A 25,143-nucleotide genomic window follows, 5' to 3' on the forward strand; every position below is an offset into this window, starting at 1 on the left:
TGTCAGACTACCTATCTTTGCTTCGTGAAAATTTTCCCGTTGTTTAACTCACACCAATCTTCTAATTCGGTATACGTTTCCTTGTCGCCGTACTTGTTATAAAAATCTTCCTTTTTTTCGAATACTTCCATTTCGCCATCTTCAATTAGGGATATCATTTGATAAGTGTTAAGCTGAAAAAACCTAGAGACAGCAATTAATTCTCCTATATGAACAGTATCAGCAATATTTTTCATATGTCATCTTCCTTATAGTTAATCTATATTAAATCGAACCATAAGGATATTATTTTCAGTTATAAGAAAAATATGTTTGTTACTTAAGATTAAAAATATAGATACAGTTTTTGGCATAACTGCTGCTCTTTCGGTTAGGTCTAAAAGATGATTTATGTGCTAAAGGACCATTAAAAGAATTTTTATAGATAAAACAATATATAAAATAGGAGAAAGCAAAAATGGGGACTGGCTTGTTAAAGCTTAAGATACTTTTAATATTAGTTATAGTTTTAATTTTAATCGGAGGCTGTGTTCATGCTCCTAGCGGTTCAAATACTCCAGAGGAGGCATTAAGAGAAATCCACAAAAATGACGATTATGCTCCTCAAGTAATTGATATTTTGGAAATAGTTGAAGTGAATTCCAGTAGGGTATTAGCAATTTATGAAGTCTTGACAGAAGAAGGAGAAGAGGACATCCTCATAGGCGATTTAGAGTTAAATGAACGAAACAACTGGATACTTACAAATGCTATAAATATAGGGTTACCGTCTCATAAAGATATACTTGACATAACTTCATCAACCATAAATTTTCAAGCTGGTTATAGAAAAAAGTCGGATGAAAATGAAGACTTAATAATAGTGGATATAGGAGATATAGACTTAGAAATTTGGATCCAAATTAAATAGCTTAAGATTGTTTAGCTTGTAAGGTTGTAATAGATTTAGCTTTAATAATCTCAATAAAGGGGTAACGACATTGATTTTACATATTATTGATAAACAAGAATGGTCGAAAGCAGTAACCAAGGGTATTTATATTCCATCTAGCTTAGAAAGTGACGGTTTTATCCATTGCTCTACCAGCGAGCAAACAGTTGATGTAGCTAATTATTTGTTTAAAGGTCGAAGTGGTTTGGTACTGTTATGTATCGACTCAGATAAAGTTGGAGCTAAAATTATCTATGAGGATCTATATGAAACGGGGAAGTTATTTCCGCATATATACGGGCCTTTAAATATAGATGCTGTAACTAAAGTTATTCATTTTACACCTAACAGTGATGGTACATTTGATTTGCCAAAGGAATTAGTTAGCGGACTCTAAAGGAGTATTTTTAACAGCCATAAATATCTTAAGGAGATGAATAGAATGAATAATCAAGTTTCCGAACAATTTGTAGAGCGGATAGATGCAGTGTTTCTTCCTGTAAAGAATCTGAAGGAATCATTATCTTGGTATCAAGAGATTTTTGGTTTCAAACTGCTATGGCAGAATGAGAGAATGTGTGGTCTGTCGATTGCACCTAACTGTGGGTTTCACCTTGTTCAAATTCCGGATTTCCAACCTATAAATTCATACACTCCATTTAATTATGTTGTTAAAGACTTAGAAAAAGTTAGAAACGAGTTAATAAAGAAGAATGTTGTTGTTTCAGAATTAAGAGTTGGGGAACCTAAACGCTTTGACTTGACTGACGTAAATGGCAATATGATAAGTGTGATTCAATTATAAGTTGTCATTAATACAAGAAACATCCTTGTTCTTTTAGGGAGCAAGGATGTTAGAGTAACTCTGAAAGACCTAAGTGTTCACTCCATTAGCTTGGGTCGTTTTCGTCTAAAGATAAAGTAGTTACCTGAGTATACTCACCATTTTCAATTTCAGTTGCAGTAGCATCCCTTTTTAACTCATCTTCAGTATCCATTCCTTCTGCAATTGTTGGTGTATTATCTATTTCCCGATTTTTCTTCAATTTTACCACTCCTTTCCTATTTATATTTCCCAGCAATGATATAATCAACCGGCTATTTTGTTGTTATTTGCTCCTACGTCTTGTAATTAACAATTATTAGGGGGGTGTTCGTGTGAATGATAAAAAAGAATCTGCTGAACAAAAGAGAGAAAGAGTAAGACAAGAAGAATTAAAGAAAAATCCAACAGGTAATATGAATGATTCTTTTAATAAGGCTAGCGGTGGTGGTCTTGTAGACTTAGTAGGGAGTTTAGGTTGGAAGGGCACAGGTTTATTAATTGTTATCATCATAATCGGCGTCATAATTGCTCAATTTTTTAAATAACGGCGAGTTTTTGATGACGAAGCAGAAGTGTTATATAAGCGTATTTTGTTAAATGAAACCTTTCCAAGTGCATACTCGTAGAATAAAGAGTAATTATCATTTTTACAAAATAGCGGGGAGGATTTAACAAAAAATGTATAAAAAATATAAAAAGGTTTTACTTTGGTTTTTTGGGATCACGACCATAAATAGTCTTGCTAACTTCCTATATACCCCTTATATGTCAATGCGTCATACAGGAGAGCTTCATTTTGAATGGTCTTCTATGTTAGCGTTTATAGTACTTTTAATCAATTTTTTACTTATTCAACGGGGGTATTATAATAGTTTCTTCAAGTTAAGGAAGCGATAAATTCATTTTATATGGTACCCGTTCATTTACAATTCTGTGAATTAATATGACATCAACTTTGCTAACTTTGTTCAATTTTATTGGGGGTGTTTCTATCATGGCAAAATACGAAAAAACAATTACTGGCCAATTTGAGGAAGTCGTTAATCAGTTGCAAAAAGATATCAATAACAGTGGAATAACAATGAATTTAGTGGATGAGAGTAACTACACTATTAGCGAGACTAAAATAGCAGTACGAGTGTATGATAAATATTTTATGAGAAATGGCAACAGAGCGAGCTTGAGTCTTACAGTTGTTGGTTCTAACGATAATATCTTCATTTCAGCAATTGGGGCTGGTGGGGGAAGTGGTATTATTTTTAACTTTAGTCTTGGTGCCGAGTCTGAAATGGTGGAAATCGTACAAAGAAGTATAGAACATATGGAATAATACTTTTTTTAATGATATCAAACACACTTATTAAATATATTCCTGTTGAAAAAGGAGAAGAAAATCATGAATAAGAAACGGAAGCGTTACTTAGTCGCTACTATAATTTTAATTATTATTATGTCATTATCAAAACCTTCTCCTGAGACTTTTAATAAATGGTTGGAAAGTAAATATGATAGAGAGTGTATTGGTGATGAATGTGTACATGGAAATTCAAAGGAAATAGTAGTTCATCGGGATATAGACAATTATATTTTAATAAATAAAATGGGTGTAATATTAGAAGATGAAGAAGAACGTAGAACTTTAATTGTCGGAATAGGAATATTAGGAACATTTATTCCTTTTGCATATAATCCAGTATATAGTCCGTTTATTGATCTATACAAGTATTAGAGTTTAATTCGAAGTACGTCCAAATTATGTATGTATAAGTAGAGGTCAATCATAAATCTGGTGGATATAACTGTAAACGAGCACATTGTTTCAGCACCTCTTTTTCAAATTAATTCAGAACATAATCTGAGATAATGTGCTCGTTTTTCCATTATATTTCGGAATGTGCAAAATCTTATTCATTTTATTTCAGATTTTATTGATAAAGAAAAGACCCTAAAACGGGTCCTCGACTTCCAAATAATTTTGTGGATTCACTTGTACCTTATATATATGTTGAACATGTAATACAAACATTACTTCTCCCTCTAAGGTGACAAACCAATCAAAGTCCTTCTCAAGGTATGCTTGAAAATATTGATTTTGAACGAGTAACTCAAAAGAATCACCTTGCTGTAACCAATAGGCTTTATGTTCAATCCACAATCTCCATTCCTGTACCTCATGATCATAGATTAGTATCCCTTTTTTCATCATAAGCCACTATCCTCAATTGCCAGACGTACAACTTCTTCATCTACTTGTTCTTTTTTTAGTTGTGACCCGAATAATAAGCTATTTATCGATAATGAATTAATTACTCGTGGCCACCCCTGTGAACGGGAAGCGATAGCCTCAATGGCTTCGTCCGTGAAAATCGGCATTTTCGCTCCTGCTAACTTCATATGGTGTTGAATATACTCTCTTACTTCTTCTTTTGATAAAGGCTGTATCTCGTATTTCATAATCATTCGTTGTGCTAGAGGTCGATGATGATTAAGGGCGATTCGTGTTTTTAAGTGTGGCAGTCCAGCTAAAACTAGAATATAAGGATTCGTTGAATCCATCTGGAAGTTAAAGAGAATCGCTAAATCTTGTAGAAAGGCATCTTTCGCCATATGCATTTCATCTAATATAAAGACGGGAGTGATTTTACGCTCTTGAGCCATTCGTTCAATACCTTGTTGTATTTGCCTAAATAAATCCACCTTACGAAACTTTGGTTCTTCTCCTAAGCCATAAACTAAGCCTCGATAAAAATCCATTACTCCCCCTGTAGAGAGTGGAAAATAGACTACATGATATAACGAGGGATTTAAAGATTCTTTAAAGGTGCGCAATGTAAAAGTTTTTCCTGCACCTGGATCTCCAATGAGAATACCCATTCCTTTTGACTTTTTAAGATAATCTAGGGCCCCTATGGCACCTTGATAGTCTGTGGAAGCGAAGGCATCTGTTGAACGTAATTCCTTTGAAAAGGGAGCTTGGGATAAGGAATAAAAAGACTTATACATCTATGACTTCCCCCTTTCCTGCTGATAACGTAAAAGGAGACCGAACCCGTTTGACATGGGCATTATCACTCATAGATACTGGTATAGCTTCAGCTACCTTTTTATCATCTTCAAAAATAAATATTCCTTTTTCATCGAATCGGACATCAATTGATTGACCAATGAAACGAGGAGGTACTTCATAAAGTTGTTTATTTAATGTAATGGTACTATCTGCTTTTACTTTTCGATGTTCCCGTTTCAAAAAGATGGAGTCCAAAATAGACGTGTTGTCTAGGAATTTCACATTTTCTAATTGAGATTGATAGACTTCATGTGGCGTTTTTCCATCCAGGGAAGCGTGAACTCTTCGGTGATAATCTACCTCTAACCATCTCCAAAACCTTTCATTCAGTTCTTCTAAGGAATGAACTGGCTTTGCCTGAAGTAGGGGATAAAACCTTGTTTGAATCGTTTTGAAAAGCCTTTCTATTTTTCCTTTCGCCCTAGGATCGTACGGTTGCGTATGGGCTAACGTAATTCCTAATTGTGCACACGCATATTGAAGTGTTTCCGAACGATAAATTTTCCCGTTATCCGCATAAATGATGGTGGGGTTTCCTCTCCTGAGGAGTGCCTCTTTTGTCACGACTCTTAACCCATCAAACTTTTCTGACGAGAAAAATTGACCGTGGGGAACGAGGCGTGAACAGTCATCTATATAGGCAATGAGAAATGTCTTTTTCTTCTTGCCATCTATTGGTATATAGGGGCCATGAGACAAATCTGCCTGCCACAAAACATTGACTCGTTCATGGGCAAACCTTTTCCGTTCAGGAGTAGCCAAAATATTTTTCCCTACTAAGTTGTGTTTTTTCAGTAATCGGTTTATAGTAGAGTAAGATATTTGATTTTTGTTGATTTCTCCTAGCTCGATGAGATGTTCGTAGAAAACACTCACTGGCATATGGAGAAATTTTTTTCGTATTTCAAGAATTTGATCTTGATCATCAGGAGATAATCTTCTAGAATTCCCCTGGTCTGCCCGTTTCTTTGGCTTTAATGCCTCGAACCCATGTCGGCGATAATGAAGCAGCCACTCTTTTATTGTTTTTTCTGCCACTTTCCTTTCCCCATAATAAGGAATGGAATGAAGCTTACCCTCCAAGCCTTTAAAATATTCCTTCGGATCAACTTGTTCATTAAATAATGGGGAAATCAACCCATATCGAAATAAGGCCACCTGTTCACGTTCTTTTTCATTCATGGAATCTTCCTCCTTTTTATAGAAGGACGACCGGTCATCCATGATTCTTATTCTACTTTTTTCGATATTTTCTGACTATGAAAAAGGTATGTGGGATAAACAATATTTTCTAAATCACTCAAATATGATAGAATTAATTTGCCATAAAGTATGTTGATAAATGACCTTGTGACCTTCGCAAGAAAGGTGATTCGCCAAAATCAGAGATCATTTTCATATATTTTGTGGCTTCTTTTATAATGTTTCCTGACATTGCGCTAACCAGCCCGATATCGATAAAGAAGCTATGTATCCAATTTATCCCCTTAAGATAACGCTTGTAGTAAAAACTTACTAGTTGACGACTGCCCTTTGCTTTTTTCTTTTGAAGCACATGTTTTACCCTATCTAAAACCGTATGAACAGTATGTTGAAAATATGGTAGGAGAAAGTCTGGTAGAATAGAAATATTCACTTTACATTGTAAACATTTAATGCGACAAATAGGGATTCGTAATGTAACATCGTCGGTTATCCCATAACGCCAATAATATCCGTTACGATGAAGATTTCCATGTGCAGGGCAATGGCAATTTGAGCATTCATCCAATAAAGGAAACTCGTTCTCTATCCCTCTTTCACCATATTCCACTAATCCAATGCCAAAATCATAAGAAATGATCATAAAAAAACCTCCCCTTGTAATATGCAAAAAATTTAGCACATTATTTTAGAGAAGTATAGATGTTACTCCGGAGAAATTTGCAAAATTTAGTTGTATATTGGAGGAGAAAAAGTGACTGTTTACAACAACAATGAAAAAAGACCAATCAATGGCCTTTTATACATAGAAGTGAATAGATTATTTAACTTGCAGCCTCGTTACCTTCTAATGGAGAGATTCTTTTGAATTTTTTATCTAAAAAACGGATACCTTCTATGCAACCTTTAACAAGTATAAATGTAAACGATAGAACAATAAATGTAAAAAATCCATTCCAACCTTTTTTATATTTGACTAAATCGGTATTTCGTTCCAACCAATTTTCTAAAAGTGTCATTGGTACACTAAAAAGAAAAACACTTAAGAGTGATTTTAAAGGCTTCATTTTATAAGTAAATTGATTATACATAACACATGATAAAGGAAATAAAATATATAAAAACACTATATTTGAGTCAAATAATTTTGGTAAATAGCGATGAGGGTATTGTAAATGATTTGTCTTTATAACCGGTCCATCAAATATAGTAGAAACAAACGTTTTAATAAAGAAAATGAGGAACCAGTCCTTCAAATCACCTTTTTTTCTCGATAATGTAAATATGCTTCCAGCTATGCCGGCTATCGTCAATAAATTCAATATTGTTCTGTCCTTCATGTATACACCTCCAATAATTAAGGTATCCTTTTTTAGAAAAATTATCGTGATAAATCAAACTTTTTAACAATTATGTAATAGAAAATTGGATTAAAAAAAATAAATCAAAAATAAAGTGCGTGATAAATCAAGAAGGATTATTGCCTTTTTTGTTGAAGTAATTGAATTATATAACTTAACCGCTAATCAAGTGTAGGTTTATGGTTGTTCAAGTATAGATGCAGTAAGTGAAAAATTTGAAGGATTTTTAGATGGAGGACTTAAATTGGATATGTGGAATAAGAAGGAATTTTCGATTTCTACAAATAAAGAGTTTCTAGATTTAACATTAATACATAATTTTTTGAGTGAAGAAGCCTATTGGTCAAAGGGTATACCTAAGCAATTAGTAAAAAAAGCAATTGAAGGATCACCGCTATGTTTTGGGGTTTATAAAGGGATACCAGGTAAAGACGATTATGAACAAGTTGGTTTTGCAAGGGTAATTACTGATTTAGCAACGTTCGCTTATCTTTGTGACGTTTTCGTAATACCAGATTACCGGAAATTAGGATTATCAAAATGGTTAATGGAAATTATCACAAATCATTCAGATTTACAGGTTGTTCGTAGATTTATGTTAGCTACTAATGATGCTCATGCTTTATATAGTCAATATGGATTTGAACAGAATGTCAATCCCGAACTATTTATGCAAATGGTCGTTAACCCCCCATATAAACAGTAATATTTAGCTAGGAAATTTAGGATGAGCTCAGGGAACAAAAGCATAACACTGGTGTTTTCTTGAGGAAGGATGGAACGAGCCCTTTGCTTATTAGTGTCATTTAGTTAACTCTCTTTATAGAAGGAAACCTTAACTACGCTAAAAAAGTATTAGAAGTAAAGGAGATTACAAGGGGGGAACCGATGGGTTATTTTGATAGGGTTAAAGAAATTCAGAGGCTACAATGGGAGTTATTTATAGATTATTGGTATTTATATATTGGTGTCGGGTTATTAGGTTTGTGCTTACTAATAGTTTGGATTTTAAAGAAATAAGAAATAGCTGAATTTTTGGAGTGGTTAGATTGGATCATGATAATAGAATCATAGCTTTAAAGACGTTAAATTATTTATGCAAAGGTTCAGTAATTGAAGGGTTACTATTCCATGGATTAAGAATTCTCCTGTCTGAAAATGAATATAACGAACAGAGAATAGAAGGGCAAATATCGATAAATATTGAAAGCGAATTTGAAATATTTCAATCATTGCCTGAAAAGGACCCAAAGTCCGATGAATTACATAAACTTGATTGGGTTGAATCAGCAAAAAAATTGTGTGAACTTCGACTAAAGAAGATTGTAGATATAAAGTTAGGTGAGCAAAGGCCTCATCTTTATTTCATTTTTGATTCTGGAGAAGTTCTTTTTATTAATGGTCATCATCAAGAATTCGAAAGCTGGCAAGTAGAAGTTCACAATAATACAAATTTAGAAGATGTCTTTCAAGTAGTAGCTTGTCCAGGTGACAACTTGGTTACGTGGGTTCCAGAAGATGTACTAGAGTGAAAAATAGAATCATATGAATTGATTTAGATGGCATGTTAAATCAAATTATGAACAGGACAAAATTATTAAAATAATGGAGTGAGGTAATGTTGACTAATAAAGAGGCTGTAGGTTCTAAAAGTATTCCTTTTAGACTGATTGAACAAAAAGAAGAAGTAAATAATTTAGTGATAGTCTTACCAGGAGCTGCTTACACAACGCAGGCGCCATTGTTACACTTTACAACAGGGGTATTCTACAATAAAGGTTTCGATGTGTTACACATTAACTATACGTTTAGTAGGGAAGAAATGTCTGTTCTAAGTGATGAGGATTTCGCAAAAAATGTCCAACTCGTAATTGATAAAGCAATCGAGGGTAGGAATTATAACAATTTTTATGTAGTCGGCAAATCGATTGGAACTATCGCTTTAAGTTATCTACTTAAGAATACAAGGTTGAAAGATGCAAAAGCAGTATGGTTAACACCGTTGCTACAAAGAAATGATGTATTTAACGCAATGGCTAACAGTGAAAATAAGGGGCTTTGCATTATTGGAGATAGGGATAGTTGTTTCGTTGAAGATCGTTTTGAAAAGCTAAAAAACAATCGTAACCTATTATTAAAAGTAGTTGAAGGTGGAAATCATGGTTTAGAGCTTGATGGAGAACCAATAAAGTCTATTGAATTATTAAAGGATGTAATTCAAACAATAAATGAGTTTTAAAATCAAAGGGAATACTGTATACTCGAAAAATTATTGGGAAAAAGGGTTTAAAGTTGACTTATCATCCCTTATTAAAGGAGACTTGCTTGACTAGTCATTTAAAAGAATAAAGGCTCTGTTAAATTTTAATGTTGCTAAATAAACAAAATTCATGGGAACTAATAAAAATGGTTTCCGAAGATTTTATTTACAAGGCTGAAATTCTATCCACTTTGCTTGATACATTTTGTCTCGATATTCATACACAATTACAATACTTCCAACAAAACTTGCTGGAGATATTTGTCCAGCAACACTTACAATTAGTTGATTGTCTCTTACGTCGTAATCGATAATGCTTCCAAAACTTATATCATTAAATAAGTTTTCGGATTTGATTTCCAAAGAGGTTATATCAACTGTACATTTTTTGTTACCGACAATGACCTCTACTTTTTCAGCAGTTAACTTAGTTTTTACGTTCTTTTGAATAATTGCTAAATGATTATCAACAATTACTTCGTTTATGTCTAAACGATTTTTCAATGTGTTAAAAATATAAACATCTTCCCATAAAACACCTGTACCATATCCTTTTGTTAAGATTATGATTAATTCTTTATTTTGATCTTTGTCAATGTCTTTGTAGATAATTTGTGGAGCATAGGTAGGGTTGGTTTCACTAATCCAAAATGGTCTTGAATATATTCCACCTTTGAAATTAATTTTGAAATCCCTATACAAGCCATTTATTTTCTTAGCATACAGGGTGATATTCTCTTTGTCATTCGTACTAACAACTTCGTATCCTTCAAACTCTGCTCCTGCAATGATAGGATTAATCATAAGAACAATTGCTAACAGTAAACCAAAAAAAGTCTTCATAGAAAACACCTCATTTTAGTGTTCCCTAACATAACAACTTATTATTGTCATAATCAATAATTAAAAATCTTGAACTTCGACTGACGAAAACTATCATAGGTATCAACTATTTCAAATACAAAAGATGACAGAAAAAATTCTTTAATATTGTGCTTTGTGCTTTCGTTACTGATAAAGAACAGTGTTTGTTGTATTTGAAAATCTCTTACTACAAAACTTGCAACGATAGCACTGACGACAATTGTGTTACTCGAACGAACCTTCAGGGTAGAGCCAATAATAAAGTTAATTATTGACAAATGCATTAGGAATATATAGAATATTTTAAAAATATATAATTTAAACGCTATGATTAGGAGTAGTAAGGAGACGTTATTGTTTAGAGAGCTGTCGGCAGGTGCAAGACAGTCAATTACCTCCCGAACTCGCCTAGGAGTGGATAGATTGATAGGTAAATCTATACGGTTAACTCCCGTAAATGAGTCCCGAGAAGTTTTGTGTTAGAAACAAAACAAGAAGAGTGGTACCACGATACTAATCCTATCGTCTCTTTATGAGACGGTAGGATTTTTTATTTTTATGAAAAATAGTAGGGAGGAATTTTATCATGAGTGAAGGTTGTTTTATTTGCAATAAACATGCTGGGAATATTGAACTCGCGGGGGTAACGATTTACGAAGACGAATTTGTTTATGTTGGACACATGGATCGAAACGGTAAACCAAACTATTTAGGTCATATTATGATCGATTTAAAGAGGCACGCACCTACACTTGCTGAAATGACGATGGAAGAGGCAGCCGCATTTGGAATGATAATGGCTAAAGTTAGCAAGGCTTTAAAGGAATCGGAAAACGCTGAACATATTTATTCATTCGTTGCTGGAGATGCAGTTCCTCACCTTCATATGCACCTAGTTGCCCGTTATCCTAATACACCAAAAGAATATTGGGGACCGTGGGACGTTTACGATTGGGATGGTGCTCCAATGGGTGATAACAATGACGTTATTAGTCTATGTAATCGATTAAAAGTCTACATGGAGAATAACTAATTATTATGGAAATCCATATCCGGGAATATAGTTGGGTTGGCAGTCAAGAAAACTTTGTTGATCACATAAATACAATGAGAATTAACCAACTATCAATAGGACGTTTTGGTGGGAATTCGAGTGCAGGTCAGTATAAAAATGAAGATGGTTGTTTAGTATGGGCGGACGAAGGAAACTGGGAGTTTGTCGTTATTTTAGATGCTCATAACTCAGCGGAAAGTGCAGAGCTAGTGATTAAGCAATTCTCAAGAAATAAAAAGGAAATACAACATCTTCTATCACTATCAAATGAACAATCTTTTAAGAGATTAGAAGAAAAGATATTAAACCTGTTTCAAGAAGAAAAATTCCTTTCCGAATGTCGTAAAGTGAAAGGTGAAACAGCTTGTTTAATTGTCCTTAGAAAAGATAAGTATGTCTGGTGGTTCTCGGTAGGCGATTGCATTTCATATATATTTCACCCAGAGCTAGCCAAACTTGGCCAATTTCAAATAAACCAAAGGCAATTTTTTGAGTGGGTTGGTCAAGTAAACACATTTGAGCAAGTCGTTCCTTGTTATAGTAGTGGAATAAGGGAACTTAGGAAAGGACTAAATCGTATTTTATTAACAACGGATGGATTAGTGGAATGCCCTAATGAACCATTCACCAACCCTAAAGAAATTTACAATGTAATGAAAAAACATACGATTACTGATGGAATAACGGAATTGCTGGAAACTATCAAAAGTAATGATGTAAGAGATAGTACAACAATCATTTCTTGGGAAGTAAATATAACGAAAGACGTGACAATACCAAGTGATTACAATGTTTAACTATAGAATAGTAATCCAATATGTTTTTTAAAATGATGGTTCAAACGATGTGTTCAGTTGGTGAAAAATTCATTTTATTCGAAATTCTTATGATAAAATTAAGTTGTCATTATATTTAGAGGGGGGAGAGTATGGGTAAATACAAAGTAATTTTATTTGATTTAGACGGAACACTTTCAGACCCAAAAGAAGGAATAACCAAATCAGTACAATATGCATTACAGCAAATGGGTTTTGAAGAGCCTGAACTGGACGACCTAGAATCTTTTATTGGTCCTCCATTACAAGTTACATTTGGTGAATATGGTTTTGATGAGGAAAATTGTAAAAAAGCTATCAATCTCTATAGGGAAAGGTTTAAGGCGAAGGGGATGTTTGAAAATAAGTTATATTCAAATATTCCTTCCCTTTTAAAATCGCTAAAAGAACTACAATACAAATTAGTTGTGGCAACTTCAAAGCCTACGGTATTTTCCATTCAAATATTAAAGCATTTTAATATTGACCATTATTTTGAACTTGTTGTAGGAAGTAACCTAGATGGAACAAGAACATCAAAAACTGAAATTATTCAATACATATTAGATAGATACAATAAACATAAACTAGATAATTTTATTATGATAGGTGACAGAAAGCACGATATTATAGGTGCAAATAATACTGGAATTGAGTCGATTGGCGTAACATATGGATACGGTTCATTTGAGGAACTGAGTAATGTTAATCCTACTTATATTGTAAATAGTGTTATGGAATTAAAGAATATGTTAATAGGCAGTCATAGAAAAAGTGAAGAACTTATATAAAATATTTCTTAATATAGGAGAAAGATAAAATGAAGATTAGTAATTTAAAAGTTAACGAATATGAAGAAATGAAAAAGTTGTTTTTAGATGTTTTTTCAAATGAACCTTGGTATGACAAATGGGAAAATGAACAATTAGATTTGTATTTAAAAGACCTTATCGATAATAACAATTCACTATCATTAGTATTTCACGATGAAAATAATAAAATAATTGGCGCCTCATTAGGTTATGTTTTTAACTGGTGGCAGGGGAAGGAATATTTTATTAAAGAATTTTTCATTTCAAGAGAAGTACAAAATCAAGGAGTAGGCAGTAGTTTTCTAGCACAAATAAATGAAGTATTGACCGCAAAAGAAATAAAGCATATATGGCTAGCAACAGAAAGAACAGTCCCAGCATTTCATTTCTATCAGAAAAACGGTTTTTCTGAAATGGAAGATTCGGCCTTTCTATTGAAAAAAGTATTCGGGTGAAAAATCTTAAACTGAATAAAAAAAAGAGCTAATAGTCAAAACGTCAAAGTAAAGTAGAAAATAGAGAATAGGATAGTGTTATTTCAAGAATGGTAAATTCCTTATTATTGAATAAATAGCAGGATTAAGAAGTTTGGGAGGAGTAAAAATGAAAATATATAATACAGTTCCATATTTTTTAGAGAACTTTGAACCAAATGTTCAATTTCTGCAACGTTATCATGAAAAGTATACTCCTCACTTTAAGGAATACTTCCTATATCACTGTAAAAATGCTGAGGAAAAAAAGGAATATGCTATTAAGCATTATCCATATAAAATAAATGAAATTAAAATGTCTAATGAAATAATAGAATCTTTAATTAATAAAATCGCTACTAGTTATAATGAAAAGTATAATGTAGAGTTTCAGAAGGATGTCCATGTCATTGTCGGATGTTATGGATCTAATGCATTTACACATCGTCAAATAATCCCAGAAATTACATTTTGTTTGGAAAAGCTTTCGCCTGAGGAAGAACATTTAAAAGTTATCATAGCCCATGAGTTTGGACACGCAGTACATAATATTTTGTCAGATAAATCGGGGATGGAATGGTCTAAGCTTCAATGGTCTCATCCGTTCGTCTGGTTATTACAAGAAGGTAGTGCAACATATCTTTCGAAACAAATAATAGATGCGGAAGAATCTGTTTACTTCTCATATGACTCAAGTGGAAATGAATGGTTACAATTTGCTGAATCTAATACTCAAGAAATCGTTAATTCTTTTTTAGAAGATTTTAACAACCTCTCACATCAAGATATATTTCGTGAATGGTTTTCTATTAACGGTGGAAATAGATATGGAAATACACGGCTAGGTTATTATATAGGCTATATCGTTCTTGAATATTTGATTAAAAGATATGGAGAACTAAATGCTATCACATTATGGAAGGATCCATGGTTTACTGATGAAGTTACGCGAGTATTGTTGGAACTAAAAAATTCATAACAGATTGTATAACTTACATATTAATTGAAAGAAATGTTGGAGGAGATTCCATAAATATATATTTTGTTTTTGCTTAGTATTAAATAAAATTATTGCCAAATTTTTTTATCTATGGAGATGGTAATCTTCCTAGCTCAATGTAGGCTACAAGGGGGAAATTAAATGTTTTGGCTCAAGTTTGTATTGTTTGCGCTTATAGTATTTATCCTTATCTCAGTAATAAAACATTTTTTACGAAAAGTACTTAAAATAGAAAAGGTAAAAAGGGGATTCTTTTCAAACTAGTACATAAACGACAGGCATAGAAGGATAGACTGGGGAATAAGAGCGGTTACCGTGCTTACATTTATTATTTTTATTCTAATATCTATATATGAGGACATTTCCTATATCATGCAAGACATTTCTATAAACAGTATATTCATGGTTATATCGATTTATCTTTTAATGGCAGATTGTTTAGTAAGGGCATACTTTGAGTGGAGACATACACCAAATCCAAAGCAATCTATTTTAACATTAAGCGAAATGCTGTTATTAGTAATCGCAATTATTTTCTTTTTTCAAACTATGCTGTCAGTCTAACCAAACACTAGTTTAGAAATAGTGAGGAGAAAACTATGTTAATCGAAGAAGCCATAGAATCAATAGTAAATAGCCTTAAACAAGACAAAAGAGTTCAGTCCATTTTTCTAAAAGGATCCATCGGACGGGGCGAACAAGATGAGCATTCTGATATCGATATGTATTGCCTTGTGAATGAAGAAGATGTAGATGAGTTTAACGAAAGTCGGCTTCAACATTTGGAGTCCTACAATCCATTGCTTTTTCATGATGAAATCTTTATTATCGCTCCACAAATTATCGCTTTGTATGAAAATCTTGTACATGTTGATCTGTTTACGGTTACGGAACAGACTTTGATAGAAAAGGATTATATAAAAGTTCTTTATGATCCAAAAAATAAACTCCAAAAATATAAGCAAAATCAAAATCTAGTATTGTCAGAGAGTGAATTTCAAGATGCAGTGGATGATGTAGCGTGGTTCCTGTTCCAGTATAAAAAATCGTCTGAACGAGGAAATGATCTATGGTCTGTTCATATGCTGCACTATGTGATGACAAATCTATCAAGAGTATTGCTACACAGGTACAATTCCAATAGGGCGCAATTAGGATTAAAGACAATGGAATCCTCGTTACCGCGGGAAATGCTCCAATTAACTCAACAAATATATGAAAATATTACTCCAAATAAACATAGGCAGGCAGTTATTTTAATATGTGAACTCTTACTAAAGGAATCTAGTTGGGTTTTCTCTAATGTGGATAATCCAAGTAAGATTAAGCCACTATGGGATCGCGTAGTTTCTAGCTTTCTTGAAGGTAAATAAAGAGAAATTATTTATCGAGATTGACTTGCAAAAACGACAAATTAATTGTACGATTAAACTAATTATTCTGAACGGAGGTGGGAAAGGATGTTGAATGCTGTTTTAATGCACGGATTTACGAGAGAATTCTTATATTTTGTCCGTGCAAAATTTGCGTTTTTAGTTGTTGACGGGATACGTATGCCCATTTTTAGCAACTAAATAGCAAGTTTAAAACAGTGAAAACATCTCTTATCCTACAATAAAAGTGGCTTTAAAGAGGGCGTTTCCTACGCTCTTTTTTTGTGGCTTCATTTGTATAAAGCTATGGAGAGGTATGTTCTCTATGGCTTTTTTTGTGTTTTAAAAAGAATATTTGCCTGTCAAAGGAATTTAGGAGGAAAGACAATGATTACGTGTAGCGTTAATTCTGTAACAAAAATGTATGGTGGAAACACTATTTTTGAAAATATATCGTTTGAAATGAAAGAAAAGGAAAGAGTAGGGTTAGTTGGTCGAAATGGCTGCGGGAAAACAACGCTTTTACGACTACTAGCAAATAAAGAAGCGGTAGATGGCGGACAAATACATTGGAAAAAAGGGTTAGAAATTGGCTATCTTGCGCAAATTCCAGCTTTTGAACAAAACCTTACAACGAAAGAAGTGCTACAAACGGCATTTGCTGATTTAATCACATTAGAAGCAAAAATGAAAAGCTTAGAAGTAGAAATGAGTCGAGAAAGAAATGAGGATACACTTCAACAGTTGATGAACGTCTATGGAAACCTTCAAGAACAGTACAGCTTCCGTGGTGGGTATGAAATAGATGCCACTATTGAAAAAATCGTAAACGGCTTAAACATTTCTTCCTTATTAGGAAAGTCTTTTGCGACGCTGAGTGGGGGAGAAAAGACGAAGGTTGGTTTAGCGATTTCTCTTTTGCACGAACCAGACTTATTGTTATTAGATGAACCGACGAACCATTTAGATTTAACTGCAGTTGAATGGCTCGGACATTTTTTAAGAGATTATAGTGGAACAGTAGTTGTTGTATCACACGATCGGTATTTTTTAGATGAAGTCGTAAACAAAATAATAGATTTAGAGGATGGAGAAGTTACGTGTTACCATACGAATTTTTCTGGATTTGTAAAAGAAAAAGAAGAACGACTTTTAAATGAGTTTCAAGCATATGAAGAACAGCAAAAAAAGATAAAGAAAATGAAGGAAGCGATCAAGCGGTTAAGAGAATGGGCGAACCGTGCGAACCCACCAAATGAAGGACTTCATAAAAGGGCTCGGAATATGGAAAGAGCGCTAGAACGGATGGAAAAGGTAAAACGCCCTATTTTGAATCGGAAAAAAATGGACTTTGAGATGGAAGCTAATGATCGAACTGGAAAAGACGTCATTACCCTCCGCAATGTAGAAAAAAGGTTTGGCGATAAACTATTGTTTCAACATGTAAATTTGCATGTTATGTACAAAGATCGTGTAGCGATTATCGGGGAAAATGGCACTGGTAAATCAACGTTAATAAAGTTGATTTTGCGGCAAATAGAAGCAGATAGTGGAGAAGTTCGAGTAGGTAGTAATGTGAAAATCGGATACTTATCCCAACATATTTTTCCTAACATGAAAGAAGAAACGATTATAGATGTATTCCGAGATGAAGTGCGAGTAACAGAAGGAGAAGCACGAAGTATACTAGCAAAGTTTTTATTTTATGGGCCTACTGTTTATCGCAAAGTTTCGCAGCTTAGTGGTGGAGAGAGAATGAGGCTTAGGCTCGCGCAACTTATGTATCAAGATGTGAATGTACTAATACTGGATGAGCCGACGAACCATTTGGATATTGACTCACGCGAAGTGTTAGAGGAAGCGTTGGAAGATTTTAATGGTACGATTTTAGCCGTCTCCCACGATCGATATTTTTTAAATAAACTGTTTGAAAAAATTTATTGGATTCAAAGCGGAAGTGTAGATTGTTTCGTAGGGGACTACGATTATGCGAAAAAGAAAATGGCAGAGAGAGTTCTTGAAAGTAAACAGGAAGTAGTAGAGAAAAAGGTAGTAGTTAAACATGTTGTAACTAATAGCGGTACTAAAAATGGTAAAGAAAACGTTGAACTTAAAATAGCAAAGTTAGAGGATAAAATTATCGAAATCGAAAGCCAATTAGCTGAACTGGACGATTTAGAGACACTGCAAAGCTTGTATGCAGAAAAAGAAAAGTTAGAGCAACAGTGGGAAGAGCTGAGCGAACAACTTTGAAAAGAGGGGATTAGTATGAGCGAATTAAAAGTAATGGAAGAAATGAAAAGTCCAAATACGAGGGGGAGTTTGAGAAGAGAGTTTGAATTGTTAGGGCTGAAAAAAGGAATGGTAGTGATCATCCATTCCTCATTAAGCTCGCTCGGTTGGGTTTGTGGTGGAGCTGTCGCTGTTGTGCAAGCTCTAATGGACGTCGTTGGGGAAGAAGGAACTATTGTTATGCCTACTCAAACAGGTGACAATTCGGACCCTTCAGGATGGCAAAATCCACCTGTTCCAGAAGAGTGGTGGGCGACAATCCGTAACGAGATGCCTGCCTTTGATCCTGACATCACTCCAACGAGAGGGATGGGGAAAGTAGTAGAGACGTTTCGAACATTTCCAAATGTAAAAAGAAGTTCCCATCCGATGTATTCATTTTCAGCTTGGGGAAAACATGCAGAATATATTATATCTGAACAACCGTTAGACGCCGGTTTTGGCCAACAATCTCCATTAGGGAAAATTTATGATTTAAACGGTAAAGTGTTACTGATTGGAGTTGGACATGACAGCAATACGTCCTTACATCTAGCGGAACATGCGAAGCCTCATCCAACAATTGTAGAAAAAGGTACAGCTATGCTCGTCAATGGTGAGCGCAAATGGGTGAACTATAAAGAAATAGAATACGATGCGGATGTATTTGAAGCGATAGGTAGCGTTTATGAAAAAAACCATTCCTTTTCACAATATACGGTAGGGAAGAGTTCTTGTAAGTTAGTAAATCAAAGAGAAATAGTAGATTTTGCACGTAGGTGGTTTCAGGAGAATTAATAAAAAAGAAAAGCCCTTATCACAAGTAAATATGGTAAGGGCTTCACCTATTAATTAACAGACTTAGCAATTCCGTTTAAACTTTGAAGAATGGATTGCTTGTCTCCGCCGCAATAAAAAGCAGTTACTAGCTCATAGCATGATGCTACATCAATTAAATAACAACGGTGTGTGCTCATGTCGTACACAAAATGACTTTGTACATCACCAGTAGTAGCATCACACACTTTATAAGATGCAAGATCAAATAATTCACGAAGTCCATTTTGAGCTAAGCCCATCACTTCTTCTCTCGATACTTCTTTAATAGCTGTTAGGCCTTTGTTCATGTTAAAACCTCCAGTTTTTATATAAAATCGTACGATGAAAGTCGTATTAAATTGGTTTTCTACTTATAAAATTTTATCATATTTTTATAGGCTAATAGAAATAATTAGCCTCGATGGTTTCGTTCGAAAGAGGATATTTATTAGTGTTGGTAGAAAATAACTTTAGATAGATATTAGATTTTAATTAGTAGATGAAATGGGGGCTAGTTCATGAAAAAGTTAGTTTTTGCTATCGTCATAGTGTTCTTGCTCGCAGCTTGCGACACATATGATGATATGGAGCTTAAGGTTGACACTACAAGTGATGCGCAGCATATTGGAAAAATTATAAGAAAAAGCAAAAATACCATTCTTGTAGAGGAACTTGTAAGTAAGAATGGTCAACCGCTAGGGAAGATTTGGGTAAGTATTAATGATGAGACGGAAATAGTGGATTCAGAAGGAGCTACAATAAAGTTTGCGCATTTAAAAAAAGGACAAGCAGTGGAAGTTTGGAATAACGGAATAATCCTTGAGTCCGATCCAGCTAAAACTACGGCTTTGAAAATTAAAACAGGTTTATAATGAATTTTGTTTGACCACAATAAATATTATACCGTAAACAATTGAATTACTTTTAGCAATTTGATATATTATTGTAAGAATAAATAACAATTCAATGAAGTGATCAAGTAAATAAGAATTGTGAAACAGAAAATATAGCCTAGGCTGAAAGCTATATCACCCCTTCTTATTGAAACCTACCACGGAGATGTTAGTACAAGGCTAACCGAGTCGTTTCGTTACAAACGCTAGAGGACATTATAATTTTTTATAATGTTGAACTAAGGTGGTACCACGTCTATAAGCGTAAAGACGTCCTTTTATAAGGACTTTCTTTACGCTTTTTTAATTGTTACATAAATGATAGGAGGAAGAAAAATGTCACAAAACACAAACGATTTTACCAAATGGTACATTGAAACAATTCAAAAAGCGGATTTAATGGATTACACTCCAGTTCGTGGATGTATCGCATTTAAGCCAGATGGGTATGAATTATGGGAGCATATTAAAGATGAAATGGACCGACGTTTTAAAGAAACAGGCCATCGTAATGCGTATTTCCCAATGTTAATCCCAGAATCATTCTTCCAGAAGGAAAAGGATCATATTGAAGGTTTCTCCCCAGAACTTCCTTGGGTAACAGAAGCAGCTGGTGAGCAACTAGAGGAACGTCTAGCACTTCGTCCTACTTCTGAAACAATGATTGGTCATTTATATTCTAACTGGATCAAAAGCTATCGCGATCTTCCAGTTTTAATCAATCAATGGGCAAACGTATTCCGTTGGGAAAAGAAAACTCTTCCATTCATTCGTACTTCTGAGTTCTTGTGGCAAGAAGGTCATACAGCTCACATCGACGAGGAAGACGCTCGTAAAGAAACGATGCAAATGTTAGAAATATATAAAGAAGTAGTAGAAGGACTTCTAGCTATTCCAGTGTACGACGGACAAAAGACTCCGTTAGAACGTTTTGCTGGTGCGGTTGATACTTTCTCTATTGAAGCGATGATGAAAGATGGGAAAGCAGTCCAAGCTGGTACTTCTCACTATTTAGGGACGAAGTTTGCAGAAGCATTTGATATTAAATTTTTAACGAAAGAAAATAAACATGAGTACGTGCATACAACTTCTTGGGGTACGTCTACTCGTTTAATTGGTTCGGTTATTATGGTTCATGGTGACGAGCAAGGTCTTGTTTTACCACCAAAAATTGCGCCAACTCAAGTTGTATTAGTTCCAGTTGGACCATGGAAGAAGAAACCAGAAATTATCGAGAAATTAGATGAAATCTTTGCAAGCCTAAAAGCGGAAGGAATTCGCGTACGTCTTGATGATTCGGATCAATCACCAGGATTTAAATTCAATGAGTGGGAGTTAAAAGGTGTACCTGTTCGTATTGAACTTGGACCACGTGACTTAGACAATAACCAAGTGTTAATGAAGTCTCGTGACGAAGGGGATAAAGTTTCTGTATCTTTAGATGCTGTTGTAGAAAGCATTAAACAAGAACTTGAAACGATGCAAACGAGACTTTTCGAAAAAGCTAAAGCATTCCGTGCGGAGCATTCACACACGCACATTGATACGATGGAACAGCTAGAACAACATTTAGCAGAATCAGAAAAAAATGACACAATTCCTGGTTGGATTTTAGCTGGTTGGTGTGGAGACGATGCTTGTGAAGAAAGCGTAAAAGACAAAACGAAATTCACAACACGTAACATTCCGTTCAATCCACCAACAACAAAGCATACTTGCCTAAATTGTGGGGAAGAAGCAAAACATACTGTTTGGTTTGCTCGTGCGTATTAATCAATAATTATAAAAGTTGAAACCGGGAGCGGCGTTATGCCACTCTCGGTTTTTTATTTGGATGTTTAGAGTAGCGGAGTCAACGACAAGTCCGGAGAAAAATTATTTTTGTTTGAGCTCGCTAGTACGAGGACAAAAACTGCTATTACGGCTATAATTAACTTAAAATTCAGTTAATTAAAAGTTGAGGAGTTGTTTTATATGAAAGGACGAAAAATCCGGCTATTCTTATTTTCCCTTATTTTTGTTTTTATCTTTGTAGGTTGTACAAAAAAAGAAGAGGCTTCCCTTTCAGTCTCTGATGAAAAAATTAGTGAGCTTGAAAATAAAATGACAAAACTAGAAGAAGAACTCTATAAACAGCAAGCAATTAAAGAAGAAACAAAGGAGTTAATAGCTAAAGTTCAAGATTATGATGAGTTAAAAATTAGTATTCAAATGTTAGAAGAATCCTATTTATATGTAATGAATCAAAATTATGTATTAGATAGGTTGTTACAACATACTACGTCTTTTAAAACGGCAATGTTAAATAGTGCAAAATTAAAGGATGACTCCTTAAGCATTAACATTACGTATATGGACAAAGTAACGGATGATGAAGCACCAAATGGATTTCGTTTAATTGAAACGAGCGAAGGAACTAAAGATATCCTTATAAAAGAAGGTGTCCCAATTTTGTTACAAGAAAATCCTGGGATGCTAATGGAAGCAACATGGGAGCATGTTGTTGACCACCGTGGATTTTTGCAATTATTCGAAAAAGATGGGGAAGTCATATTTATCTTAGAATCTTATATTCCTTAATGAATGAGAGAGCTGCTACACCTGTTTCTACACTTTGAAAGTTCACAACACGTAACTTTCCTCATCAACAAATCGAAGCCGAGAGTAGTTAGTTGAGCAACTCTTGGCTTTTTCACTATATAGGTTCTTTTTTTGGAAATATATGATAAAATTTAATAGAATGTTCAGTTATTTTAGGGGACTGTGTGAGGGGGAGTAGCTTGTATTACGATGGGATAGGATCAATCATTAATAGTATATTATTTTTGTGGATTGTATTTCTTGTATTTCAAAGGATAAATAATCGTTACCCTGCGAGTAATCCTTGGAAAAAGGATTTAATCTTGACCTTTATCCAAAGTGTAGTCGTTGTTTTAGTTGCACTTCCTATTATGTACTTCTTTATTAAGTAAATTCGTTTATCAATGGCTATGGAGGAGGTATTAGTAGTGAGTATAGTAAAAGAGATTAACTGTATTTATCTCCCTACAACTAATACAGAAAATGCGGTGAAATGGTATGTTGAAACTCTCGGTTTAGAGTTGATGGGACCAGTCCATGAAAATCAGGCACAACTACGAATTCCCTCTGGAACCTCCATTTTTTTAATAAGAACACCTAAACCGACAACCCTTAATTATATAGAAATAGGTGGAACGGAACAAAGTGTACTAACTATAGAAGTCTATGACATTCACAACCTATTTAATAAAATGAAGAATAATGGTACTTTTGTGTCACCTATAGAAGATAACGGGAGCTGTGGGCTGAATTTTTATGCCTATGATCCAGACGGCAATAAACTTGATATTTGGGGCGGTTGGCCATCTAAATAGATAAAAAATAAAGAGGTGGATGATGAAAGAACGCTATCAATTCCAAAAAACGATTGAAACAGAGGAAGAGCTTAGGTCCATCTTAGGGTATCCGAGTGAATTAGTGAAAAATAAAGTTATTACATATCTTGATCATCATTGTAAAGAGTTTATATCAAAATCACCGTTTGTAGTCATGTCTACTGCAGATAAATCTGGCTCTTGTGATGTTTCACCTAGAGGGGACCAACCAGGTTTTGTTCAAGTGTTAAGTGAACAGCAATTAATAATCCCTGAAAGACCTGGAAATAAACGAATGGACTCGATGCGAAATATTTTATCGAACCCTAACGTTGGCCTTATCTTTTTAATCCCAGGATTAGGAGAAACATTAAGAGTGAACGGGAAAGCAAAATTAGTAATGGATGACGAATTACTTGACGCAATGGCGGTAAAAGGAAAGAAACCACTTATAGGCATTGGAGTAGAAGTGGAAGAGTGCTTTATCCATTGTGCCAAAGCATTCAAACGCTCAGGTTTATGGGAACCAAGCACATGGACAGAAAAAAAATTGCTGCCGTCTCCTTCTAAAATTCTTTTTGAGCATGCGAAGCTACCAAACACCAGTGTAGAATCGATAGAAGAAAGATTAGTAGAAAGTTATTCTAAAAGACTTTATTAACATAAAGGAAGGGTATCTCCTTAAACATTGGAGTACTCCTCCTAATTATTTATGGAGGTTCTTATGGATAAGTGGAAGACATTGAAATCAGAGTATATAAATAAAAGCCCATTTGGCAACATTAGAAAAGATAGTTGTGAGCTGCCAAATGGTATTGTGATTGACGAGTATTATGTTAATGAATATAGCGATTGGGTGAACGCGGTTGTTATAACTAAAGAAAATCAAATCTTGTTAGTGGAACAATATCGTTACGCCGGGGAAGATTTTTTCTTAGAGGTGCCAGCCGGGAAAAAAGAAGGAAATGAAACGGATGAAGAAGGTTTAATTAGAGAAGTAAGAGAAGAAACAGGCTATATATCGGATACAAAACCTATCTTCTTAGGTGAATTTATGGTGAATCCAGCTACCCAAAACAATAAAATAAAAACCTTTCTCCTATTGGATGCATACAAAAAACATGAGCAAGACTTAGATGATACAGAAGAGATAGATGTTAAATTGTATGATTTTGATTGCTTTGGAGAGCTAATAACAACAAATAAAATTAAAACACAACTTTTTACAGTAACGGCTTATTTTATGGCAAAAAATTATCTTGTAGAGAATAATCATTATAAATAATAGTTTGGGCATGTTTTGGACAAGCAGTTTGGTCAAAACATGCTTATATTTTTTTAGCTTTAATTAATCTTCTGAAGGTTTTTTAGGTCCGGTAAGTTCTAATTGATAAAATGCTAAATCAAGCCATCTATTAAATTTGTATCCTGCCTTTTTAATCGTACCAGAGTGAACAAAACCAAAACTTTTATGAATAGCGATACTTTTTTCATTTGTTGCATCAATTCCAGCAATTAAGGTCATATATTCTTTCTGTTTGGCAATTGCGATTATCTCTTTCAAAAGTGAAGTACCAATTCCTCTCTTTCTAAATTCTTTATGTAAAAGTGGACAGAGGGACAGGTCCCTTGTCCACACATTTTTTGGTAATTTAAGAAAAAAGTAGAAATATGTGTGTGAACTTGTTCGTAAATAATCCTTAATATAAATGAAAGCGGATGGAAT

General features: G+C 34.1%; 35 protein-coding genes, 2 pseudogenes and 2 other annotated features. Of the genes and pseudogenes, 26 read left to right on the forward strand and 11 right to left on the reverse strand.

The window, feature by feature from the left end; translation table 11 throughout:
• Positions 1-11: 11 nt before the first annotated feature.
• A complete protein-coding gene (locus O1A01_RS10340; protein ID WP_270066198.1) occupies positions 12-236 on the reverse strand; it encodes a hypothetical protein in 225 nt (74 codons plus the stop codon).
• Between the two features lie 221 nt (positions 237-457).
• On the opposite strand from O1A01_RS10340, the gene O1A01_RS10345 reads away from it, so the two are divergent.
• The 3 genes from O1A01_RS10345 (at position 458) to O1A01_RS10355 (ending at position 1,736) form a co-directional block, all read left to right on the forward strand.
• Positions 458-910: a hypothetical protein gene (locus O1A01_RS10345; RefSeq protein WP_066411602.1), complete on the forward strand. Its 453-nt coding sequence runs from the start codon at positions 458-460 to the stop codon at positions 908-910.
• A gap of 70 nt (positions 911-980) precedes the next feature.
• Entirely contained in the window at positions 981-1,328 is a 348-nt protein-coding gene (locus O1A01_RS10350; RefSeq protein ID WP_066411600.1) for a DUF952 domain-containing protein, read from the forward strand.
• A 45-nt stretch (positions 1,329-1,373) separates the two neighbouring features.
• Positions 1,374-1,736: a VOC family protein gene (locus O1A01_RS10355; RefSeq protein WP_066411597.1), complete on the forward strand. Its 363-nt coding sequence runs from the start codon at positions 1,374-1,376 to the stop codon at positions 1,734-1,736.
• A gap of 85 nt (positions 1,737-1,821) precedes the next feature.
• Here O1A01_RS10355 and O1A01_RS10360 read toward each other — a convergent pair whose 3' ends face one another.
• Complete coding sequence (locus tag O1A01_RS10360; protein WP_157076577.1) at positions 1,822-1,977, reverse strand: cyclin family protein; 156 nt, start codon at positions 1,975-1,977, stop codon at positions 1,822-1,824.
• Between the two features lie 112 nt (positions 1,978-2,089).
• Between O1A01_RS10360 and O1A01_RS10365 the strand changes: the two genes are divergently transcribed.
• The 3 genes from O1A01_RS10365 (at position 2,090) to O1A01_RS10375 (ending at position 3,486) form a co-directional block, all read left to right on the forward strand.
• A complete protein-coding gene (locus tag O1A01_RS10365; RefSeq protein WP_066411594.1) occupies positions 2,090-2,302 on the forward strand; it encodes a DUF6366 family protein in 213 nt (70 codons plus the stop codon).
• Positions 2,303-2,751: 449 nt separating this feature from the next.
• Entirely contained in the window at positions 2,752-3,087 is a 336-nt protein-coding gene (locus tag O1A01_RS10370; RefSeq protein WP_066411583.1) for a DUF6054 family protein, read from the forward strand.
• Positions 3,088-3,153: 66 nt separating this feature from the next.
• Positions 3,154-3,486 (forward strand): hypothetical protein, encoded by a 333-nt coding sequence (locus tag O1A01_RS10375; RefSeq protein WP_066411580.1) that lies wholly within the window; start codon positions 3,154-3,156, stop codon positions 3,484-3,486.
• 216 nt (positions 3,487-3,702) lie between these two features.
• Here the strand turns inward: O1A01_RS10375 and O1A01_RS10380 are convergent, their stop codons facing one another.
• The 5 genes from O1A01_RS10380 to O1A01_RS10400 all read right to left on the reverse strand — a co-directional run bounded on the left by O1A01_RS10380 (position 3,703) and on the right by O1A01_RS10400 (position 7,367).
• Entirely contained in the window at positions 3,703-3,963 is a 261-nt protein-coding gene (locus O1A01_RS10380; protein WP_270064411.1) for a DUF5348 domain-containing protein, read from the reverse strand.
• Complete coding sequence (locus tag O1A01_RS10385) at positions 3,960-4,760, reverse strand: ExeA family protein (RefSeq protein ID WP_270064412.1); 801 nt, start codon at positions 4,758-4,760, stop codon at positions 3,960-3,962. The genes O1A01_RS10380 and O1A01_RS10385 overlap by 4 nt, the downstream gene beginning before the upstream one ends.
• Positions 4,753-6,006 (reverse strand): DDE-type integrase/transposase/recombinase, encoded by a 1,254-nt coding sequence (locus O1A01_RS10390; RefSeq protein ID WP_270064413.1) that lies wholly within the window; start codon positions 6,004-6,006, stop codon positions 4,753-4,755. The genes O1A01_RS10385 and O1A01_RS10390 overlap by 8 nt, the downstream gene beginning before the upstream one ends.
• A gap of 133 nt (positions 6,007-6,139) precedes the next feature.
• Entirely contained in the window at positions 6,140-6,670 is a 531-nt protein-coding gene (locus O1A01_RS10395; RefSeq protein WP_270064414.1) for a transposase, read from the reverse strand.
• Positions 6,671-6,851: 181 nt separating this feature from the next.
• Complete coding sequence (locus O1A01_RS10400; protein WP_066411577.1) at positions 6,852-7,367, reverse strand: CBO0543 family protein; 516 nt, start codon at positions 7,365-7,367, stop codon at positions 6,852-6,854.
• A 271-nt stretch (positions 7,368-7,638) separates the two neighbouring features.
• Between O1A01_RS10400 and O1A01_RS10405 the strand changes: the two genes are divergently transcribed.
• The 3 genes from O1A01_RS10405 to O1A01_RS10415 all read left to right on the forward strand — a co-directional run bounded on the left by O1A01_RS10405 (position 7,639) and on the right by O1A01_RS10415 (position 9,627).
• Complete coding sequence (locus O1A01_RS10405) at positions 7,639-8,094, forward strand: GNAT family N-acetyltransferase (RefSeq protein ID WP_270066400.1); 456 nt, start codon at positions 7,639-7,641, stop codon at positions 8,092-8,094.
• Between the two features lie 343 nt (positions 8,095-8,437).
• Entirely contained in the window at positions 8,438-8,920 is a 483-nt protein-coding gene (locus tag O1A01_RS10410; protein ID WP_066411574.1) for a hypothetical protein, read from the forward strand.
• Between the two features lie 86 nt (positions 8,921-9,006).
• The gene (locus tag O1A01_RS10415) at positions 9,007-9,627 is read left to right on the forward strand and encodes an alpha/beta hydrolase (RefSeq protein WP_235858043.1); all 621 of its coding nucleotides are present in this window, start codon (positions 9,007-9,009) and stop codon (positions 9,625-9,627) included.
• 183 nt (positions 9,628-9,810) lie between these two features.
• On the opposite strand, the gene O1A01_RS10420 is transcribed toward O1A01_RS10415, so the two are convergent.
• Positions 9,811-10,491: a hypothetical protein gene (locus O1A01_RS10420; RefSeq protein WP_270066199.1), complete on the reverse strand. Its 681-nt coding sequence runs from the start codon at positions 10,489-10,491 to the stop codon at positions 9,811-9,813.
• A 53-nt stretch (positions 10,492-10,544) separates the two neighbouring features.
• Positions 10,545-10,661 (reverse strand): annotated as a pseudogene (locus tag O1A01_RS10425) (IS1595 family transposase); the annotation flags it as partial.
• Between the two features lie 169 nt (positions 10,662-10,830).
• Positions 10,831-11,045, forward strand: a binding site (T-box leader).
• A gap of 53 nt (positions 11,046-11,098) precedes the next feature.
• On the opposite strand from O1A01_RS10425, the gene O1A01_RS10430 reads away from it, so the two are divergent.
• The 10 genes from O1A01_RS10430 (at position 11,099) to O1A01_RS10470 (ending at position 19,108) form a co-directional block, all read left to right on the forward strand.
• Complete coding sequence (locus O1A01_RS10430; RefSeq protein ID WP_270066200.1) at positions 11,099-11,545, forward strand: HIT family protein; 447 nt, start codon at positions 11,099-11,101, stop codon at positions 11,543-11,545.
• A gap of 5 nt (positions 11,546-11,550) precedes the next feature.
• Positions 11,551-12,363, forward strand: coding sequence for a protein phosphatase 2C domain-containing protein (locus O1A01_RS10435; protein WP_270066201.1), 813 nt, complete (start codon positions 11,551-11,553; stop codon positions 12,361-12,363).
• Between the two features lie 131 nt (positions 12,364-12,494).
• A complete protein-coding gene (locus O1A01_RS10440) occupies positions 12,495-13,172 on the forward strand; it encodes an HAD family hydrolase (protein ID WP_270066202.1) in 678 nt (225 codons plus the stop codon).
• A 29-nt stretch (positions 13,173-13,201) separates the two neighbouring features.
• Positions 13,202-13,648, forward strand: a complete 447-nt coding sequence (locus O1A01_RS10445) for a GNAT family N-acetyltransferase (RefSeq protein WP_270066203.1) — start codon at positions 13,202-13,204, stop codon at positions 13,646-13,648.
• A gap of 148 nt (positions 13,649-13,796) precedes the next feature.
• The gene (locus O1A01_RS10450; RefSeq protein WP_270066204.1) at positions 13,797-14,645 is read left to right on the forward strand and encodes a DUF2268 domain-containing putative Zn-dependent protease; all 849 of its coding nucleotides are present in this window, start codon (positions 13,797-13,799) and stop codon (positions 14,643-14,645) included.
• A gap of 336 nt (positions 14,646-14,981) precedes the next feature.
• Positions 14,982-15,230 (forward strand): DUF4181 domain-containing protein, encoded by a 249-nt coding sequence (locus O1A01_RS10455; RefSeq protein ID WP_270066205.1) that lies wholly within the window; start codon positions 14,982-14,984, stop codon positions 15,228-15,230.
• A gap of 35 nt (positions 15,231-15,265) precedes the next feature.
• Positions 15,266-16,039, forward strand: coding sequence for a nucleotidyltransferase domain-containing protein (locus O1A01_RS10460; protein WP_270066206.1), 774 nt, complete (start codon positions 15,266-15,268; stop codon positions 16,037-16,039).
• 87 nt (positions 16,040-16,126) lie between these two features.
• A complete protein-coding gene (locus O1A01_RS25360; RefSeq protein WP_280522906.1) occupies positions 16,127-16,240 on the forward strand; it encodes an RAxF-45 family protein in 114 nt (37 codons plus the stop codon).
• A 186-nt stretch (positions 16,241-16,426) separates the two neighbouring features.
• Positions 16,427-18,292, forward strand: a complete 1,866-nt coding sequence (abc-f, locus tag O1A01_RS10465; protein ID WP_066411546.1) for a ribosomal protection-like ABC-F family protein — start codon at positions 16,427-16,429, stop codon at positions 18,290-18,292.
• Between the two features lie 15 nt (positions 18,293-18,307).
• Positions 18,308-19,108 carry an AAC(3) family N-acetyltransferase gene (locus tag O1A01_RS10470; RefSeq protein ID WP_066411543.1) on the forward strand — a complete coding sequence of 267 codons (801 nt, stop codon included), beginning with the start codon at positions 18,308-18,310 and terminating at the stop codon, positions 19,106-19,108.
• A 50-nt stretch (positions 19,109-19,158) separates the two neighbouring features.
• Here O1A01_RS10470 and O1A01_RS10475 read toward each other — a convergent pair whose 3' ends face one another.
• Positions 19,159-19,437: a hypothetical protein gene (locus O1A01_RS10475; RefSeq protein ID WP_066411540.1), complete on the reverse strand. Its 279-nt coding sequence runs from the start codon at positions 19,435-19,437 to the stop codon at positions 19,159-19,161.
• A 210-nt stretch (positions 19,438-19,647) separates the two neighbouring features.
• Between O1A01_RS10475 and O1A01_RS10480 the strand changes: the two genes are divergently transcribed.
• The 7 genes from O1A01_RS10480 to O1A01_RS10510 all read left to right on the forward strand — a co-directional run bounded on the left by O1A01_RS10480 (position 19,648) and on the right by O1A01_RS10510 (position 24,702).
• Entirely contained in the window at positions 19,648-20,001 is a 354-nt protein-coding gene (locus O1A01_RS10480; protein WP_066411538.1) for a DUF3221 domain-containing protein, read from the forward strand.
• A gap of 85 nt (positions 20,002-20,086) precedes the next feature.
• Positions 20,087-20,303: a binding site (T-box leader), on the forward strand.
• A gap of 55 nt (positions 20,304-20,358) precedes the next feature.
• Positions 20,359-21,795 (forward strand): proline--tRNA ligase, encoded by a 1,437-nt coding sequence (gene proS, locus O1A01_RS10485; protein WP_270066207.1) that lies wholly within the window; start codon positions 20,359-20,361, stop codon positions 21,793-21,795.
• A 201-nt stretch (positions 21,796-21,996) separates the two neighbouring features.
• Positions 21,997-22,602: a hypothetical protein gene (locus O1A01_RS10490; protein WP_066411534.1), complete on the forward strand. Its 606-nt coding sequence runs from the start codon at positions 21,997-21,999 to the stop codon at positions 22,600-22,602.
• A 200-nt stretch (positions 22,603-22,802) separates the two neighbouring features.
• Positions 22,803-22,994, forward strand: a complete 192-nt coding sequence (locus O1A01_RS10495) for a hypothetical protein (protein WP_066411532.1) — start codon at positions 22,803-22,805, stop codon at positions 22,992-22,994.
• A 36-nt stretch (positions 22,995-23,030) separates the two neighbouring features.
• Positions 23,031-23,417, forward strand: a complete 387-nt coding sequence (locus O1A01_RS10500) for a VOC family protein (protein WP_066411528.1) — start codon at positions 23,031-23,033, stop codon at positions 23,415-23,417.
• A gap of 19 nt (positions 23,418-23,436) precedes the next feature.
• Positions 23,437-24,078 carry a pyridoxamine 5'-phosphate oxidase family protein gene (locus O1A01_RS10505; protein ID WP_066411526.1) on the forward strand — a complete coding sequence of 214 codons (642 nt, stop codon included), beginning with the start codon at positions 23,437-23,439 and terminating at the stop codon, positions 24,076-24,078.
• Positions 24,079-24,141: 63 nt separating this feature from the next.
• Positions 24,142-24,702 (forward strand): NUDIX hydrolase, encoded by a 561-nt coding sequence (locus tag O1A01_RS10510; RefSeq protein WP_066411524.1) that lies wholly within the window; start codon positions 24,142-24,144, stop codon positions 24,700-24,702.
• A 63-nt stretch (positions 24,703-24,765) separates the two neighbouring features.
• On the opposite strand, the pseudogene O1A01_RS10515 reads toward O1A01_RS10510, so the two are convergent.
• Positions 24,766-25,017: pseudogene (locus O1A01_RS10515) on the reverse strand (GNAT family N-acetyltransferase); the annotation flags it as partial.
• Positions 25,018-25,143 lie beyond the last annotated feature (126 nt).

The organism is Sutcliffiella sp. NC1, assembly GCF_027594365.1.
GTDB lineage: Bacteria > Bacillota > Bacilli > Bacillales > Bacillaceae_I > Sutcliffiella > Sutcliffiella cohnii.

Coding starts and splice junctions, on each gene's coding strand:
- O1A01_RS10340 (WP_270066198.1), bottom strand. CDS start 236: ATGAAAAATATTGCTGATACTGTTCATATAGGAGAATTAATTGCTGTC.
- O1A01_RS10345 (WP_066411602.1), top strand. CDS start 458: ATGGGGACTGGCTTGTTAAAGCTTAAGATACTTTTAATATTAGTTATA.
- O1A01_RS10355 (WP_066411597.1), top strand. CDS start 1,374: ATGAATAATCAAGTTTCCGAACAATTTGTAGAGCGGATAGATGCAGTG.
- O1A01_RS10370 (WP_066411583.1), top strand. CDS start 2,752: ATGGCAAAATACGAAAAAACAATTACTGGCCAATTTGAGGAAGTCGTT.
- O1A01_RS10375 (WP_066411580.1), top strand. CDS start 3,154: ATGAATAAGAAACGGAAGCGTTACTTAGTCGCTACTATAATTTTAATT.
- O1A01_RS10380 (WP_270064411.1), bottom strand. CDS start 3,963: ATGATGAAAAAAGGGATACTAATCTATGATCATGAGGTACAGGAATGG.
- O1A01_RS10385 (WP_270064412.1), bottom strand. CDS start 4,760: ATGTATAAGTCTTTTTATTCCTTATCCCAAGCTCCCTTTTCAAAGGAA.
- O1A01_RS10390 (WP_270064413.1), bottom strand. CDS start 6,006: ATGAATGAAAAAGAACGTGAACAGGTGGCCTTATTTCGATATGGGTTG.
- O1A01_RS10395 (WP_270064414.1), bottom strand. CDS start 6,670: ATGATCATTTCTTATGATTTTGGCATTGGATTAGTGGAATATGGTGAA.
- O1A01_RS10400 (WP_066411577.1), bottom strand. CDS start 7,367: ATGAAGGACAGAACAATATTGAATTTATTGACGATAGCCGGCATAGCT.
- O1A01_RS10405 (WP_270066400.1), top strand. CDS start 7,639: ATGTGGAATAAGAAGGAATTTTCGATTTCTACAAATAAAGAGTTTCTA.
- O1A01_RS10415 (WP_235858043.1), top strand. CDS start 9,007: ATGTTGACTAATAAAGAGGCTGTAGGTTCTAAAAGTATTCCTTTTAGA.
- O1A01_RS10420 (WP_270066199.1), bottom strand. CDS start 10,491: ATGAAGACTTTTTTTGGTTTACTGTTAGCAATTGTTCTTATGATTAAT.
- O1A01_RS10430 (WP_270066200.1), top strand. CDS start 11,099: ATGAGTGAAGGTTGTTTTATTTGCAATAAACATGCTGGGAATATTGAA.
- O1A01_RS10435 (WP_270066201.1), top strand. CDS start 11,551: ATGGAAATCCATATCCGGGAATATAGTTGGGTTGGCAGTCAAGAAAAC.
- O1A01_RS10440 (WP_270066202.1), top strand. CDS start 12,495: ATGGGTAAATACAAAGTAATTTTATTTGATTTAGACGGAACACTTTCA.
- O1A01_RS10445 (WP_270066203.1), top strand. CDS start 13,202: ATGAAGATTAGTAATTTAAAAGTTAACGAATATGAAGAAATGAAAAAG.
- O1A01_RS10450 (WP_270066204.1), top strand. CDS start 13,797: ATGAAAATATATAATACAGTTCCATATTTTTTAGAGAACTTTGAACCA.
- O1A01_RS10460 (WP_270066206.1), top strand. CDS start 15,266: ATGTTAATCGAAGAAGCCATAGAATCAATAGTAAATAGCCTTAAACAA.
- O1A01_RS25360 (WP_280522906.1), top strand. CDS start 16,127: ATGTTGAATGCTGTTTTAATGCACGGATTTACGAGAGAATTCTTATAT.
- abc-f (WP_066411546.1), top strand. CDS start 16,427: ATGATTACGTGTAGCGTTAATTCTGTAACAAAAATGTATGGTGGAAAC.
- O1A01_RS10470 (WP_066411543.1), top strand. CDS start 18,308: ATGAGCGAATTAAAAGTAATGGAAGAAATGAAAAGTCCAAATACGAGG.
- O1A01_RS10475 (WP_066411540.1), bottom strand. CDS start 19,437: ATGAACAAAGGCCTAACAGCTATTAAAGAAGTATCGAGAGAAGAAGTG.
- O1A01_RS10480 (WP_066411538.1), top strand. CDS start 19,648: ATGAAAAAGTTAGTTTTTGCTATCGTCATAGTGTTCTTGCTCGCAGCT.
- proS (WP_270066207.1), top strand. CDS start 20,359: ATGTCACAAAACACAAACGATTTTACCAAATGGTACATTGAAACAATT.
- O1A01_RS10490 (WP_066411534.1), top strand. CDS start 21,997: ATGAAAGGACGAAAAATCCGGCTATTCTTATTTTCCCTTATTTTTGTT.
- O1A01_RS10505 (WP_066411526.1), top strand. CDS start 23,437: ATGATGAAAGAACGCTATCAATTCCAAAAAACGATTGAAACAGAGGAA.
- O1A01_RS10510 (WP_066411524.1), top strand. CDS start 24,142: ATGGATAAGTGGAAGACATTGAAATCAGAGTATATAAATAAAAGCCCA.